This is a genomic window from Companilactobacillus mindensis DSM 14500 (genome assembly GCF_001434275.1).
GTDB classification, from domain to species: domain Bacteria; phylum Bacillota; class Bacilli; order Lactobacillales; family Lactobacillaceae; genus Companilactobacillus; species Companilactobacillus mindensis.
This window is the reverse complement of record NZ_AZEZ01000099.1, coordinates 25,424-41,319: the sequence shown is the minus strand read 5'-3', so window position 1 is coordinate 41,319 and position 15,896 is coordinate 25,424. Positions and strand designations below refer to the sequence as shown.

The 15,896-nt window shown below is 39.6% G+C and carries 15 protein-coding genes and 1 riboswitch; of the genes, 11 read left to right on the top strand and 4 right to left on the bottom strand.

Annotated features, from left to right (window positions below):
* Positions 1–57 precede the first annotated feature (57 nt).
* Positions 58–153, top strand: a riboswitch (THF riboswitch).
* A gap of 56 nt (positions 154–209) precedes the next feature.
* From FD29_RS09965 to FD29_RS09935, 7 genes are all read left to right on the top strand, one after another.
* The gene (locus tag FD29_RS09965; RefSeq protein WP_057888785.1) at positions 210–734 is read left to right on the top strand and encodes a folate family ECF transporter S component; all 525 of its coding nucleotides are present in this window, start codon (positions 210–212) and stop codon (positions 732–734) included.
* Positions 735–799: 65 nt separating this feature from the next.
* On the top strand, positions 800–1,522 hold the full coding sequence (gene tsaB, locus FD29_RS09960) for a tRNA (adenosine(37)-N6)-threonylcarbamoyltransferase complex dimerization subunit type 1 TsaB (RefSeq protein WP_057888784.1): 723 nt from the start codon (positions 800–802) through the stop codon (positions 1,520–1,522).
* Positions 1,497–2,036 carry a ribosomal protein S18-alanine N-acetyltransferase gene (gene rimI, locus FD29_RS09955; protein ID WP_057888783.1) on the top strand — a complete coding sequence of 180 codons (540 nt, stop codon included), beginning with the start codon at positions 1,497–1,499 and terminating at the stop codon, positions 2,034–2,036. Before tsaB ends, rimI begins: the two co-directional genes overlap by 26 nt.
* A 31-nt stretch (positions 2,037–2,067) precedes the next feature.
* Positions 2,068–3,069: a tRNA (adenosine(37)-N6)-threonylcarbamoyltransferase complex transferase subunit TsaD gene (tsaD, locus tag FD29_RS09950; protein ID WP_083477842.1), complete on the top strand. Its 1,002-nt coding sequence runs from the start codon at positions 2,068–2,070 to the stop codon at positions 3,067–3,069.
* A 188-nt stretch (positions 3,070–3,257) separates the two neighbouring features.
* Positions 3,258–3,524: an ACT domain-containing protein gene (locus FD29_RS09945; RefSeq protein WP_057888781.1), complete on the top strand. Its 267-nt coding sequence runs from the start codon at positions 3,258–3,260 to the stop codon at positions 3,522–3,524.
* Between the two features lie 9 nt (positions 3,525–3,533).
* A complete protein-coding gene (locus FD29_RS09940) occupies positions 3,534–4,877 on the top strand; it encodes a PFL family protein (protein ID WP_057888780.1) in 1,344 nt (447 codons plus the stop codon).
* A gap of 608 nt (positions 4,878–5,485) precedes the next feature.
* Positions 5,486–6,196 (top strand): hypothetical protein, encoded by a 711-nt coding sequence (locus tag FD29_RS09935; RefSeq protein WP_057888779.1) that lies wholly within the window; start codon positions 5,486–5,488, stop codon positions 6,194–6,196.
* 44 nt (positions 6,197–6,240) lie between these two features.
* On the opposite strand, the gene FD29_RS09930 is transcribed toward FD29_RS09935, so the two are convergent.
* Together FD29_RS09930 and FD29_RS09925 are read right to left on the bottom strand one after the other, a co-directional pair.
* Positions 6,241–7,092: a DUF368 domain-containing protein gene (locus FD29_RS09930; RefSeq protein ID WP_057888778.1), complete on the bottom strand. Its 852-nt coding sequence runs from the start codon at positions 7,090–7,092 to the stop codon at positions 6,241–6,243.
* Positions 7,093–7,395: 303 nt separating this feature from the next.
* Complete coding sequence (locus FD29_RS09925) at positions 7,396–9,312, bottom strand: ABC-F family ATP-binding cassette domain-containing protein (RefSeq protein WP_057888777.1); 1,917 nt, start codon at positions 9,310–9,312, stop codon at positions 7,396–7,398.
* 138 nt (positions 9,313–9,450) lie between these two features.
* Between FD29_RS09925 and FD29_RS09920 the strand changes: the two genes are divergently transcribed.
* The 3 genes from FD29_RS09920 (at position 9,451) to FD29_RS09910 (ending at position 12,642) form a co-directional block, all read left to right on the top strand.
* Positions 9,451–10,098 (top strand): redox-sensing transcriptional repressor Rex, encoded by a 648-nt coding sequence (locus FD29_RS09920; protein ID WP_057888776.1) that lies wholly within the window; start codon positions 9,451–9,453, stop codon positions 10,096–10,098.
* A 23-nt stretch (positions 10,099–10,121) separates the two neighbouring features.
* Positions 10,122–11,090 (top strand): mannose-6-phosphate isomerase, class I, encoded by a 969-nt coding sequence (gene manA, locus FD29_RS09915; protein ID WP_057888775.1) that lies wholly within the window; start codon positions 10,122–10,124, stop codon positions 11,088–11,090.
* Between the two features lie 271 nt (positions 11,091–11,361).
* On the top strand, positions 11,362–12,642 hold the full coding sequence (locus FD29_RS09910) for a cation:dicarboxylate symporter family transporter (protein WP_057888774.1): 1,281 nt from the start codon (positions 11,362–11,364) through the stop codon (positions 12,640–12,642).
* 130 nt (positions 12,643–12,772) lie between these two features.
* On the opposite strand, the gene FD29_RS09905 is transcribed toward FD29_RS09910, so the two are convergent.
* A complete protein-coding gene (locus FD29_RS09905; protein ID WP_057888773.1) occupies positions 12,773–13,510 on the bottom strand; it encodes an SDR family oxidoreductase in 738 nt (245 codons plus the stop codon).
* 99 nt (positions 13,511–13,609) lie between these two features.
* Positions 13,610–14,992 (bottom strand): 23S rRNA (uracil(1939)-C(5))-methyltransferase RlmD, encoded by a 1,383-nt coding sequence (gene rlmD, locus FD29_RS09900; RefSeq protein WP_057888772.1) that lies wholly within the window; start codon positions 14,990–14,992, stop codon positions 13,610–13,612.
* A gap of 66 nt (positions 14,993–15,058) precedes the next feature.
* On the opposite strand from rlmD, the gene recX reads away from it, so the two are divergent.
* Positions 15,059–15,829, top strand: coding sequence for a recombination regulator RecX (recX, locus tag FD29_RS09895; RefSeq protein ID WP_057888771.1), 771 nt, complete (start codon positions 15,059–15,061; stop codon positions 15,827–15,829).
* Positions 15,830–15,896: the final 67 nt, after the last annotated feature.

The following is a 15,896-nucleotide window of genomic DNA, read 5'->3' as shown; positions in this document are numbered from 1 at the left end:
CAAACAAACTACTTGCCACTTCAAAATATAGTGATATTATATACGAGTACTAAAAAATTTGGGGTAGGATACAGGGCGTTAAGTGCCGATGGAACGGAATGCTGAACGTCGGACAAAGAGTTTTCTCGCGATCCTGTATCCGCATTCGCCACTTTATATACGTCTCTATGCCTATATCTGGTGGCAGCTCCGTCTAGGAGATGTCGATTATGAACAGTAGAAGTACAGTAGTAAGCGTGCAAGAAGTAACTTGGATGGCATTGTTGATTGCCATGCAGATGGTTTTATCCAAACTGTCTATTGGTAGCAATACTTTAAAAGTTGGCTTCAGTTTTATCGCAATAGGATTATTGGGTTATTATTTTGGACCATTTAAAGCTGCAGTAGCTAACGTCTTAGCTGATGTGATCAGTAACGTCGTGATGCCATCGTCAGGTGGATTCTTCTTAGGATTCACTTTCTCAGCTTTAGTCGCTGGAGTTATTTATGGATATATGTTGTATAACCATAAAGTAACGATTTTGAGAACTTTCATCACCGTCCTATTGATTACCGTTATCGTCAATACCGGGATGAACACCTTGTGGATTCACATGATGACAAATGTTCCTTATCCAGCATTATTGATCCCAAGACTTACCAAAGAGGCGTTTAGTTTGGTTTACCAAACAGGTCTTTTATATATTGTCCTGAAGTGGATTGATAATTCGAAGTTTAATAAAATCGGCCGTTAAGGCTGGTTTTTTTTTTGCACAAAATTCTGTGTTAAAATAGGTTCTATTAAGAATGAGGGATAAATATGAAAATATTAGCGTTTGATACATCAAATAAACCGCTATCCGTTGCCGTTGTAGATGATGGCAAAGTTTTAGCACATACCGAATCGACAGAAATGAAGACCCACAGTATTTCAATTTTGCCAGATATCAAAGAAGCTTTAGAAAAATCTAACTTGACGGTCGATGATATTGATCTGATCGCAGTTGCCAAAGGACCGGGTTCATATACCGGCGTTAGAATTGCTGTGACCGTAGCGAAAACTTTGGCTGATACGTTGGCTAAAAAATTAGTCGGTGTTTCCAGCTTGAAATTGTTGGCTGCCAATGGTGATCAAACACATATTTTGGTTCCTTTAATGGATGCTAGAAACGACAATGCTTTTGCCGGTGTTTATCAAACCGTCGACGGTAAATTAGAAAACATTATCGAAGATCAGCATACTTCCATGGAAAAACTATTTGAAAAGTTGGCTCAGTACGATGAGAATAGTTTGGAATTTATCAATGCAACGCCAAGGTTACAAGAATTAATTCAAAATCAATTTCCAAATGCTCAAGTTATTACAACTGAAAATTCATTGCCAGATGCTGCCAAACTAGCTCAATTAGCTCAAACAACTAAACCAGTCGAGGATATCGATAGCTTCGTACCAACTTATCTTCGTTTAACGCAAGCTGAACATGACTGGTATGCTAAAGGACATAAGGACGACGGCAATGTTTCCTATGTTGAAGAAGTTTAAAGATTTATTTTTAAACAAAACTGAGAAATTTGATTTTGAAGAGCAAAATGTAACGATTGAAGACCAAAAGTTTGCTTTGCGAAAGGCCCAACAAAAAGATGCCATCGAATATATGCAGATTCAGGAGACGATTTATCCAATTCCAGTACCTTGGCCAATCGATATCGTCCAAATGGAGATCGACAATAAGAAAGCACTCTACTTATCATTAGTTGACGATAAGAACGTGATTGCTTTTATTGGCGTTTCCTTGAGTGATCAAGTGGAGTCGCATATTACTAATTTGGCTGTCCATGCCGATTATCACAATATGGGGATCGGCCACTTGTTGTTGAACGAAGTATTCAAATACTGCCGCAAACGTCATTTTAAAAAGATGTCTTTGGAAGTCGATGTCACTAACGACTCGGCTCTGGCACTGTATGATGCTTTTGGCTTCAAAGTTCGGACTGTACATAAAAAGTATTATTTTAGAAATCATCACGACGCTTTAGAAATGATGGTTGATCTGTGAGGAGATTATTGTGGAAAAGGATACATTAATAATGTCATTCGAAAGTAGCTGCGATGAAACATCAGTCGCAATTATCAAGAATGGCAATGAGATACTATCAAATATCATCGCAACACAAATAAAGAGTCACCAACGTTTCGGCGGGGTCGTTCCAGAAGTTGCCAGTCGTCATCACGTTGAAGAAGTTACTAAATGTATCAATTTGGCAATGGATGAAGCCAAAGTCACTTATGACGATATCGATGCCGTAGCTGTTACTTATGGACCAGGTTTAGTTGGTTCATTGTTGATCGGTATCATGGCGGCTAAAACAGTTGCTTTTGCCCACAATTTACCTTTGATCAAAGTTAATCACTTGGCTGGACACATTTACTCGGCTAACTTTGTGACTAAGTTGCAATATCCATTCATGGCTTTATTAGTCTCAGGTGGCCACACAGAACTTGTTTCCGTTACCGCTCCCGGCGTGTTCCATACTTTGGGTGATACGCGTGACGATGCTGTTGGTGAAGCCTACGATAAAATTGGCCGTGTCTTAGGTATCAATTATCCAGCTGGTAAAAAAGTCGACCAAATGGCTGCTGTTGGCTCAGACACATTCGATTTTCCAAGAGCTATGGTTCAAGAAGATAACTTGGACTTCAGTTTCAGTGGATTGAAGAGTGCCTTTATCAATACTGTTCATCATGCTGATCAAGTTCATGAAGAATTGAACAAAGATGATTTAGCTGCTAGTTTCCAAGGCGCCGTTTTGGATATTTTGACTAACAAGACTTTCAAAGCTTTGAAAAAGCATCCCGTAAATCAATTGATCGTTGCCGGTGGAGTTTCAGCTAACCAAGGTTTGAGAAAACGTCTCGCTGCTGAAATTGCCAAAAGAAACCTCGATATCGAGTTGGTTTTCCCACCACTACGTCTATGTGGCGACAACGCCGCAATGATTGGAGCTATGGCCCAGATTCAATATGAGAAGGGCGATTTCGCTGATTTGAGTTTGAACGCTGATCCTAGCTTGGATTTTGATATGGAATAAAAATTATTGAATATTAATGTAAAACTACCTCTAATTCAGAATTTTTGAATCAGAGGTAGTTTTTTTTAAGTGGAAAAATAGTTGTGTCGAAAATTATTTTTATTATTAAAATATTTTAATTTTTCTATTGTCCCCAACAAATTTATACCTTATGATAGTCTCAATACTTTTGCGAAAGAGGGATCACTATGAAAGCTATTCTGACAGTTCTAGGACATGACCAAGTAGGTATTGTTGCCAAAGTTTCGACAAGGTTGGCGGAATTAAATGTCAATATTATCGATATTTCTCAAACATTGATGCACGGCAATTTTACGATGATGATGATGGTAACTTGGGATGATGCAACAAAATTTGAAGTTATCAAAGAAAAGTTGACCGATTTGAGCAAAGAAACAGGTTTGGACATCAAGATTCAACGTGAAGAGATCTTCGATGCGATTCAAAAACTTTAGGAGGTTATCATGGAAACTAATTCAATTTTAGAAACGATTCAGATGATCTCTGAAGAAAAACTCGATATTAGAACTATCACGATGGGAATCTCACTCTTTGACTGTATTGACAGCGATGGGAAGAAAGCTCGTCAAAAGATTTATGACAAGTTGACTACTAAGGCTAAAGATTTGGTCAAAGTTGCCAATCAAATCGAATCTGAATATGGAATTCCTATTGTCAACAAGCGTATTTCCGTCACACCAATTTCAATGATTGCCGCAGCTTCTGGTGATAGCGACTATGTTGAATACGCAAAGACGATGGATAAAGCTGCCGCTGACTTAGGCGTCGATTTGATCGGTGGTTTCACATCATTAGTTCAAAAGGGCTATCAAAAAGGCGATGACATTTTGATCAAGTCGATTCCCCAAGCTTTGACAGAAACCAGTCGGGTCTGTGGCTCAGTCAATGTCGGTTCCACGCGTTCGGGAATCAATTTGGATGCTGTAAAGCAGATGGGACAAGTCGTCAAAAATTTGGCCAAAGTCGATCCAGTCAACTGTATGAGTTTGGTGATTTTTGCCAATGCGGTTGAAGACAATCCATTCATGGCTGGGGCTTTTCACGGTGTCGGCGAGGCTGATTGCGTGATCAACGTCGGTATCAGTGGCCCCGGTGTGGTTAAACGTGCTTTGGAAAAAGTTAAGGGTCAGCCAATCGATGTAGTAGCAGAAACGATAAAGAAGACTGCCTTTAAAGTAACCAGAATGGGTCAATTCGTCGGTAATTTGGCTTCTGAGGCCTTAAAAGTTCCTTTCGGTATCGTTGACTTGTCGTTAGCTCCAACGCCTAATGAAGGCGATTCTGTGGCTGAGATACTTGAAGAAATCGGTTTGGAAAGTGTCGGAGCTCCCGGAACCACTGCTGCCTTGGCTATGCTCAATGATGCTGTCAAAAAAGGTGGCGTCATGGCTTGTGAACACGTCGGTGGTTTGTCAGGCGCCTTTATTCCTGTTTCTGAAGATATCGGCATGATCCGAGCTGTTAATGCGGGCAATTTGAACATCGAAAAACTCGAAGCAATGACAGCCGTATGTTCAGTTGGTTTGGACATGATCGCCATTCCTGGTGACACAACTGCAGAAACTATCAGTGGAATGATTGCGGACGAAGCTTCTATCGGTGTGATCAACAACAAGACCACAGCGGTCAGAATTATTCCAGCAACTGGCAAAAAAGTCGGTGACGAAGTTGAATTTGGCGGACTGTTTGGTCGAGCACCAGTTATGGCGGTCAATACTAATAGTCCTAAGGACTTTATTCACCGTGGTGGCCACATTCCATCACCAATTCACTCATTCAAAAATTAGGAGATATTGGTGGTTGGTTCACTGCCGTCTTCCATGAAATTCTGGTGGATTTGGAATACTGTGAGAGCAACTTCGAACCAGTTCTACGAACTGTTTTGAAGCTTGTCTGTCTCTAAGCTGGCAAAGAACGACCAGCCAAGAGACTACCACGGCTGAGCATCCACCAGAATTCCATTCCAGACTAGAGGGTTTAAGGATTTTGGTTCTTGAACTATTTCATATAGTCAGTTTAATTAAAATATCAGTAAAAAATCGAACTGTATAAACAAGGCCGTAACTCCTAGTAATTAAGAGTTACGGCCCTTTTTAAATTAAAAAACATATTATCAAATATTATATATACCAACTAAACAACGAAAACCCTAGCCTGGAGAGCAAAAGCTGATGGGCTCAGTGGTGGCTTAATCTTAGTCAGCGTTTTTCAGCTGGCTTAGATTACTGACGAGCTTGAAGACGATTTTTAAATTGGCTCCAAGTCGTGCTCACTACGTTCCAGCCCAATCAGCTTTTGATCGGAAGGCGGCATATTTAAATTACCTCAAAATTTATTTCACAAAAATTGTTAAAAAAAACATTCATTTATGGTAAAAATAATGGGAGGTGTCTTAATGAAAAGTAGAACAAGAATTTCATACGTCGTTTTAAAGTATGACGACGAGACTGATAGTATTTATACTAAGTTGCTTGCTAACGATAGCCGCATATATGAAGTGCCGAGCATTAATTATCGGCAAAAAGATGATGCCACTTTTCAGGATTTGAAGAGTTACCTCCTTGAAAAGCTGATCGATGTCGACACAATAGTTGATGAAAATCACATCTTTATACCATATGTACAAGTAAGTTTTGAAAAAGAATACATAATTTATAACTATATTGCCTTAGTTCTGGAATCAAAATATGATTTCTTTACTAACCTGACTACTGAGGCTTGGAATCGGGTTGAATATGACCGCGAGAATTCAACTTGGCAATTGCCTTATGAACGTGGGATCCATGAACATATCAGTTATCGGATCAAAGATTACTCGTTGGAAGATTATCATCTTGATTACGATGGAAACGATGATACTATCTTCACGAACGTGATGCACTTTATTTCGGAAACAACCAAAGAATTTCCCATATTGGGCTTGATGGCTGGCAACAAATTTACAATGAAACAAGTGTTGCATTATCAAGATTTATTGGGCATGGATGCTTTGAAAGCTGGCAACAACGCAACCTTCGAAAGCCAATATGCTAATTCGATCCAAACGATCCAAGATAATCATCTGACAACGTCATACAAAATAAAAAATGAATTTTTACAAAAATAAAATAACAGCTTAGTACAAAACTAAATTAGTTTTGTACTAAGCTGTTATTTATATTGGTCTTCTAATTTGCTCATCCACAAGGCCAACAGGCAGCCGAGAATAAAAAGGATGACGCTGAGAAACATTTCTAAACTTGTGATTCCTTGATAAGAAATGCTGTCGGGAACAGAAGGGTTAGGAATCAAAATCAACACGGTACTAGCTAAAACAATACCGAGGATAAAATGATAGACGCGGGAATGATAGTTTTTGATCAGATTCTCCATGACTTTGGAAAAAACCAAAATCGATACGATTCCACCTAACGCAATCGGAATGAAGACTAGAGGGTTAAAAGTTTTGAAACCTTGGAGCATCGGTGTATATAGCCCCAAAATGATCAATAAATTAGATGGACTCAATCCGGGAACTAAGACGCCCAAGGCAATCAGAATTCCCGCGATGAAAAAGCCCAAAAAGTTAGCGGGGATAGTCCCGAGAATTTGGTTCATGAAGAAGAGAAATAATCCGCCACCGATAAACATCGTAAAGAACCAAAGTAAATCGATTTTGTCACGTTTAGTTTTTGAAGTTGACGTTTTGATCAGAGTCGGCAATGTTCCAAGAATCGTTCCGGCAAAGCCCCAGAGAACGACAACTTGAAAGTGTTGCAGTAAGTATTCCAGTGGTTTTGATAACAAGCCGATGCCGACGATGCCACCGATACCAACCGGAAGAAAATAGAGAAAGTCGCGTTTGAAATTTTGGCGGACGTGAGCCATAAAGCTCAAAAGTCGTTCGTAGATACCAAGGATCGCAGCTAAAACTCCACCGGAAACGCCCGGTAGAATAAAGCCTAAGGCAATGATCACTCCTTTAATAAATCGACTGAGAAAATTGTCTGTTTTGGTTTTCATAGGCTCCTCTGTGAAAATGTTATTTAAGTCAATTTAGCAAATTTTTGGTGATAAGGCAATGATGAAGTGATATACAAGGTGGGACACACAACTATATTTTTCATTAAATATGCAGCGTAAGGAACAAAATATGGCCAGCTTTCGTTAATACTCGAAAGCTGACCATGTTTTATTTTTTTTGAAACGAGTTACACAAACCAGATTCTTGTGCATTGCTACGCCTTAAAAATCATCCACCAAAATCGGATGGCTAATTTCCAAGTCTAGGCAATTGCTCAGAATCTAAGCAGTTTGTTCCACTCTCTATTCTTCATTTTTAAAATCTTCGAGTTCGATCGACTTTTCAGTCCATTCTTCTTCGACTTTATCTTGTTGAGCTTTGTTTTCATCGAGTTCTTTTTGGAGATCAGCTAATTTGCTATATGAAGTGAGATTTTCTTCTTTGGTCATTTCCGCTTGAATAGCGCTGTTCTTTTCTTCTAGCTCGGCGATTTGTTTCTCTAAGTCTTCAACTTGGCGGCGCAATTTGCGTTCTTGCTTTTGTTGTTCCTTAGATTGTTGATATTGAACTTTCTTTTCACTGACAGTGGAGACTTTTTTCTCTTCGGCGACTGGTTGATCGGTCGTCTTTTCGAGATAGTAGTCGTAATCACCCAGATAGATTTTGCTGCCGTGAGAACCGATATCAACGATTCTGTCGGCAAGAGTGTTCAATAAGTAACGGTCATGGGAAACGAAGAGGACGGTTCCGGCAAAACTCTTCAGAGCGTCTTCCAAAACTTCCTTACTGTCGATGTCCAAGTGGTTAGTTGGCTCATCCATGATCAAGAAGTTGTTGTTTTCCATTGAAAGGACCGTTAGTGTCAAACGGGCTTTTTCACCACCGGATAGCCCAGCAACTGGTTTCAAAACGTCATCGCCACTGAATAAGAAAGCCCCTAAGCGTTTACGGATAACTTGTTCATCTAAGCGAGGGTAGCGGTTCCATAGTTCGTGAAGAACATCCTTAGTAGGATCTAATCCCTTGAGATTCTGATCGTAGTAACCAACAGTAACGTTAGCTCCGAATTGAGCAGTACCTTTGATCATAGGGATTTTGCCAAGGATGGACTTCAAGAAAGTTGACTTACCGATACCGTTAGGTCCGATAATACCAACACGTTCGCCTTTTTTGACGTCGAGATTGATCGGTTCAGACATGATCTGATCATCGTAACCGATAGCGGCATCTTTGACCAAAAGCACGTCGTTACCACTTTCTTTGTCGATATCGAATGAGAAGTGGACGGAACCTTGGTCGGAACCTGGCCGATCCAAAACATCCATGTGCTCCAACTTCTTGCGACGACTCTGTGCCATTTTAGTCGTTGAGGCCCGGACAATATTCTTTTGAATATATTCTTCGGTCTTTTTGATCTCAGCTTGTTGTTCTTCGTAATGTTTCCAAGCAACGGCTTGATTCTTCTTCTTTTCTTGCAAGTAGAAAGTATAGTTGCCTGAATAGTGAGTTGAAGAATGTTGGTTGATCTCAACGATTTCGGTAACAACTTTGTCAAGGAAGTACTGATCGTGAGAAATGATCAAGAGGGCGCCACGATAGTTTTTCAAATAACCTTCAAGCCACTCGACGGTGTTGATGTCCAAGTGGTTAGTTGGTTCATCCAACAGCAAGATATCGTGATGTTCCAAAAGCATCTTGGCCATTGCTAAACGAGATCTTTCACCACCGGATAGGGTTGAAATCTTGTCTTGCCAAACATCTTCGTCAAAGCCAAATCCTTTGAGAACGCTGCGGATCTCTGATTGATAGCCGTAGCCATTTTCTTGACGGAAGGTGTTTTGTAGTTGGTCGTATTGCTTCAAGATACTGTCATAATCATCTGTCGATGGATCAGCCAGTTTTTCTTCTAAGGCGTGCATTTTCTTTTCTTGTGCCTTGAGATAGTCGAAGACTTTTTCCATTTCGGCAAAAATTTGATTATCGCTGTTGAGACCTGAGTCCTGAGCTAGATAACCGATATTGGTATCTTTTTTGAGGGCAATATTGCCACTGTTATAGCTTTCTTGGTCGGAGATGATCTTCATCAAAGTCGATTTACCGACCCCGTTGCGACCAACTAGACCAATGCGGCTGTTGTCTTGGATTTCGAAACTTACATTAGAGAAAAGTTTCTTAGTACCAAAATTTTTCGTAATGTTTTGTGCTTGTAATAAAATCAAGTTAATAACTCCTTTACCTTATTCACAATTTTATCATTAAATAATAATTTATGTCTTTATAGGTTTAACGTATTGCGTTTTTTCTGATTTTTATTTACTATGAATGTTAGTGAAATGAAACACATATGGTGGTAAATTATGACAAAAACAACAGTTCCAAACGCAACAATAAAGCGCTTACCGATTTATTATCGCTACTTCCAATTTCTTAAAGATGAAGGAACAAAAAAAATATCTTCTGGTGAATTATCGGAAGGTGTTAAGATCGATAGTGCTACAATAAGACGTGACTTCTCATATTTGGGAGCACTTGGAAAACGTGGATATGGTTACGATGTAAACGATTTAGTTGCTTTCTTCAAAAAGCTTCTAAATCAAGACAAACGTACCAATGTAGCTTTAGTCGGTGTCGGTAATTTAGGTAACGCCTTACTAAATTATAACTTTTCTCGGACGAATAATGTTCGAATTGCGGCAGCTTTTGACATTAATAAGGAAATTGTGGGCACTGTTAAGAGTGGCGTCCCTGTTTACGACATTAGTGAATTGAAAGAACAACTCAACTTACAACAGATCGATGTTTGTATCTTGACGGTCTCTTCCAATGCTGCGCAAACGACGGCTGACTTGTTAGCTGACGCAGGCGTTCGCGGTATTTTGAACTTTACACCGGTCATTATCAACGTTCCAAGCAGCATCCGCGTTCACTATGTCGATTTGGCAAATGAATTGCAGACACTGATCTTCTTCCTAGATCGTGACAAGTCGAGTGAAGAAACTAATTAAATTTTTTGGGGGGGAAATTTTTTATGAGTGAACCACTATTTTTGAAGCCAGTATTCCACGAAAAGATTTGGGGTGGAAGAAAACTAGAAACCAAATTTGGCTACAAGATTCCAGATGGCAATATCGGTGAATGTTGGGCTATTTCCGGACACCCACATGGTAGATCACAAGTCGAAAACGGAGAATTTGCTGGTCAATACGTTGATGACCTTTGGAAGAACCATGGTGAATTATTTGGCAATCCTAAGGGTAAAGTTTTCCCAATGTTGACAAAGATCTTAGATGCTGAAGCTAGTTTGTCAGTTCAAGTACACCCTGACAATGCCTATGCTGAAGAGCACGAACATGAATTAGGCAAGACTGAATGCTGGTACATTATTGATGCGGAACCAGGTTCATATTTGATCTATGGCCACAATGCTAAAAACAAAGCTGAACTCGACCAAATGATCGAATCAGGAGACTGGGATCACCTTTTGAGAAAAGTTCCAGTTAAGAAGGGTGAATTCTACTATGTTCCAAGTGGTACAGTGCACGCCTTGAATAAGGGTATCATGGCTTTGGAAACACAACAAAGCAGTGACACAACTTATCGTTTGTACGACTATGACCGTGTTGAAAAAGCAACTGGTGAGAAACGTGAACTTCACATCAAACAATCTGAAGATACAATCACGGTTCCTCACAAAGATCCACAATTGGATATCGAATCTAAACAAGTTGGTAAGAACAAATTTACTACATTTGTTAAACCACCAATCTCACCATTCTTCTCCGTTTATCGTTGGGAAATTCAAGAACCAGTTGAACTTCACCACCAAATCGGTAAGTATACTTTAATCTCTGTTCTCGATGGTGAAGGTAAGATCACTGTCGACGGTAAGGACTACGACTTGAAGAAGGGTATTCACTTGATCGTTCCTGCAACAGTTGATGCATGGACTCTATCAGGTAACCTTGATATTATTGCCTCAGAATCCGGCGAAGAATAATTAGAATAAATCAAAATTAGTGAATAAATTAGCACTAAATACGTTATAAAATGAGAAAAATACAGAATTACGGAAAAATAAATCCGTATATTCTGTATTTTTTCGTCTCAAAAAGAAGTAGAAATAGAACAATAATGACGTTGCAACTAAAAATTGTTCGTACTAATTAACAAAATGAAAAATATTTTAATTTGAAATCGCTATCATTTTCCGATTTGGTGAAAAATCTTCTATACTAAGAGATAAGTTAATTCTAAAGGGGACTTTTAAAGTGCAAAGACAACGTTTTTTTCGAATTAGTCTAGGCTGGCAGATTATTATTGGTCTGATCCTAGGTATCGTATTAGGACAGATATTCTACCAGAACAAGGCGGCTATTCAGGTCATGCAAAATATTGGGACGATGTTTATCTCAATGATTCAAATGATCGTTTTGCCAATTGTTATTTCGTGTTTGACCGTCGGAATCGCCAATATGGGGGATATCAGAAAACTCGGTCGAATTGGATTAAAAACTTTAATTTATTTTGAAATTATGACAACATTAGCGATTATTATTGGTATTATCGTTGCCAATGTTACACATCCCGGTACATATATTGATATTCACAGTCTAAAAAGTTCGGATATTAGCCAATATGCAGCTACGGCTAAGACGGCCAAACATTCGGGTATTTGGTCAATCTTGATGAGTATCATTCCAACCAACATTTTCGCTTCACTTGGTAAGGGCGATATGTTACCAATCATCTTCTTCTCAGTACTATTTGGTTTAGGAACAGCCTCGATTGGCGAACAAGGCAAGGTCATCGTCGATATTTTAAATGCTGTTGCTAACGTAATGTTCAAAGTAACTAACTGGGTCATGCGTCTGGCTCCCATTGGTGTCTGTGCTTTGATTGGTGTTACTGTTGGTGAAATGGGCTTTAGTTCATTGAAACCTTTGGGATTATTCATAATTATCGCGTATGCGACGATGGCCTTTTTCGTTTTCGTCGTCATGGCGATCGTTGGTCATATCTTCCATGTTAGATTCTTTGAATTATTCAGAATTATTGAAAACGAAGTTGTGTTAGCTTTCACAACTGCCAGTTCAGAAGCTGCATTGCCTAAGATGATGGAAAAAATGCAAAAGTATGGTTCATCCAAAGGTATCGTTTCTTTCGTTATTCCAACTGGATATACTTTCAACCTCGATGGATCCGCTATCTATCAATCATTAGCAGCCTTATTCTTGGCTCAAGCATATAATATTCACCTAACTTTAGGGCAACAAATTACCCTTGTGGTCGTATTGATGCTAACATCTAAGGGGATGGCCGGTGTACCCGGAGCATCGTTCGTTGTACTCCTAGCCACAGTATCAACAATCGGTGTGCCAATGGCAGGTTTAACCTTCATTGCCGGGATCGACCGTCTCGTAGATATGGGACGTACTGCAGTCAACGTCGTTGGTAACTCATTAGCAACTGTTATTATTGCTAAGAGTGAAAACGAGTTCGATGAGGACAAACGTGAGAAGTATGTTGCATCCTACACAAGAGGGGATTAGTGAAAACATTCCTCGTTTAGTACAAACATTTTAAACACACATGAGAGAGCGGGACAAAAATGTTCAGCTTTCGACAAAGTCGTCTTTGATTCAGCATTTTGAATCAGGGACGGCTTTTTTTTTATCAGATTTAAATCTGAGCGGTTGGTCTGATGATTATCTCATTCATCGTGGTGTCTGCCGGAGCGTTGATGGCAAAGTCGATTGCGTGAGCTACACGTTCAGGTTCCACGGCATAATTTTGATAAAATTTATCCAGTTGTTGTTTGGTCTCAGAATCTTTGACATGGTCAGTCAATTCCGTAGCGATTGCTCCAGGAGAAATGACGGTAATGCGGACATTGGTTTTATCATGTGCTTCTTCTTGGCGCAACGATTCACTCAAGGCCAAAACAGCTGCTTTAGTGGCAGAGTAGACACCAGAACCAATGCTGACTCGATGTCCGGCAACGGAGGAAATATTGATGATCTGACCAGAATGTTGTTGACGCATACTTGGTAAAGCAGCATCGATACCATAAAGCGTACCTTTCAAATTGACATCGATCATTTGGTCCCATTCGTCGACGCGACCTTTGTACAATTCAGAACGGGGCATTAACCCTGCATTGTTGATCCAGACGTCGATATTTTGGAATTTGTCGATAGCTACTTGAGCTAAATTTTTAACTTGGGTCAGGTCAGTCACATCACAGGTTTGATAAATAGCTTGACCACCTTGGTGTTTGATCTCGGAAACAATTTTTTGTAGTCGGTCTTCACGGCGAGCAGCCAAAACGACTGTATTGCCATTTTTTGCTAGTAGTTTGGCAGTACTTTCACCGATACCACTGGAAGCACCTGTTATTACGATAATTTTTTTATCCATAAGAAAAAATCTCCTTTGAACTTGAATGTCCAAAGGAGATATTAAACTATTGTATTTGATTGTATTAATAATTTGATTGAATCTGACGAAATGTCTGTTCTAACGACGAATCATTTTGACGATAGTTTCAACGTGCGGCGTTTGTGGGAACATGTCGACTGGCTGTAAGTAAACTACTCGATATGCATCAGACAACTTAACCAAGTCTTTAGCTAGTGTAGAAGGATTGCATGAAACGTAGACTAACTTATTGACCGGATTGCGAGTCAAAGTAGCCAATAGTTTGCTATCTAAACCAGTACGTGGTGGATCGACAACGATGGCATTGACTCCTTTGCCTTCCTTTAATAATTTAGGATAGATCTCATCGGTTGAACCGACGTAGTAGTCAGCGTTAGTGATATTGTTTAGCTTAGCATTTTCTTTGGCATCGTCGATAGCTTCGGGAATGATTTCGATTCCGTAGACATGCTTAACTTTTTCAGCCATCGTGATACCGATCGTACCAACACCACAGTAAGCATCCAAGAGTACGTCACGAGAATTTGGTTCGAGCGCTTGATTGACTAAATCGTATAATTTGTCAGTTTGAAGTGAATTCAACTGCAAGAAAGCACGTGGTGAAAAGTTGAAGACATAGCCGTTGATATCTTCTTGTAAATACTTGTCGCCCCAGAGCAATTTAGTTTCGTCGCCCCAAACAGCCCCTTTGTCTTCCTTGTTGACGTTTTGTGAAATGGAGCTGACTTCGGGAATTTCCTTTTGAATGCGTTCGATCAATTGATGTTCCTTGACGAACTTAGGTGAACGAGTGATGAAAGTGACCTGGAGTTGGTTGAATTCGACTGATTCACGAATGACGATCATGCTCAAAATGCCAGATTTAGTTTCGGGGTTGAAAACCGGAATATCTAAATCTTTGATCATTTGGACGATCTTGCGCATGGCTTGCATCGTTAAGTCCATTTGAGTTGGCATTTCTGTCAGATCAACTAATTCTTGCGTGCCAGTTTTGTAAAGTCCACAGCGGATTTTGCCATCGATTTCTTGGATCGGGAATTGAGCTTTGTTACGATATTTTTCTTGTTGAACAGAACCGACGGTTGGTTTGATCATGTATTTATCGTGGGCGTAAGGCTTATATTTGTCCAAAGATTCTCGAAGAATATTGGCTTTGAAGTGAAGTTGGTCCTTGTAGTTGATGTGAGCAAATTCTAGTCCACCAACTTGATTGGCTAGTTCTGGCGTGTCAGGATTGCGGAAACGACCTGGTTTTCTGATCTTGTGAATCCGGCCGTTTAAGAAGCGTTCATGGATATCGGTAATTTCACAAACGATGACATCTTCAGGGACAGCTTTGGGAACAAAGACGATAACGTGTTTGAAGAAACCGATCCCTTCACCGTTGATACCGATACGTTTAATCGTTAGCGGAAATCTGTCGCCAACTTTTAATTCTTGCGTAATATTATTTGTGTTCATAGTTTTTCCTTTGATTAGTTTTGCGATAAACTCATATTAGAGTATAACATGGAGAGGTAAATTATATTGTCAAAAGTCACGAAAATCCAAGCCCAGAAACGTAAGGGACGTTACAATATTTACCTTGATGGTAAGTATGCGTTTCCGGTAGCCGAGAATACTTTGATCGAATTTCGACTGATGAATGGAACTGAATTGACCGATTCTCAGATCAAAGAGATCCAGGACCGTGAGAACGTCAATAAGGCGTATGGAGATGCGGTCAATTATTTGAGCTACCAGTTGCGGACGGAAAAAGAAATCAAAGAGTATTTATATAAGAAGGAATATCACAAGGATGCCGTAGAGTTTGTCTTAAAAAAACTAGAAGATCTGCATTATCTTGACGATAATTCTTATGCGACAAGCTTTATCAATACACAGTTGCGAACGACAGCCAATGGACCTAGGATCATTGAACAAAAGTTGGCTCAAAAAGGTGTTCCCAAGGTAATTATTCAAGATAAGATGTTTGAGATCAATCAAGATATCTTGCTGGAAAATGCGACTGAGTTTGCCAAGAAACAAGCCCGCAAACAAAAACGAGCTTCATTTTCACAAATGTTGACTAAGATCCGCCAAGGCCTCTATCAAAAAGGTTTTGACAAAGAAACGATTGAAGATGCTATCAAAACACTTGATTTAGAACCGGATGAAGATGAGGAAATCGATAAACTCAAGACTTTGATCGACAAGGTCAAACATCGTTATGACAAGCCAGCCAAGTTGATCAATTATTTGATGACCAAAGGCTATCATTATGATGAAATAAAACGAGTTTTGGATGCCGATAATTAATTATTTGCCGATTTGGGATGTGGAAAGAATCACAATTGGAAAATGATGACTTTTATTAGTTTCACAG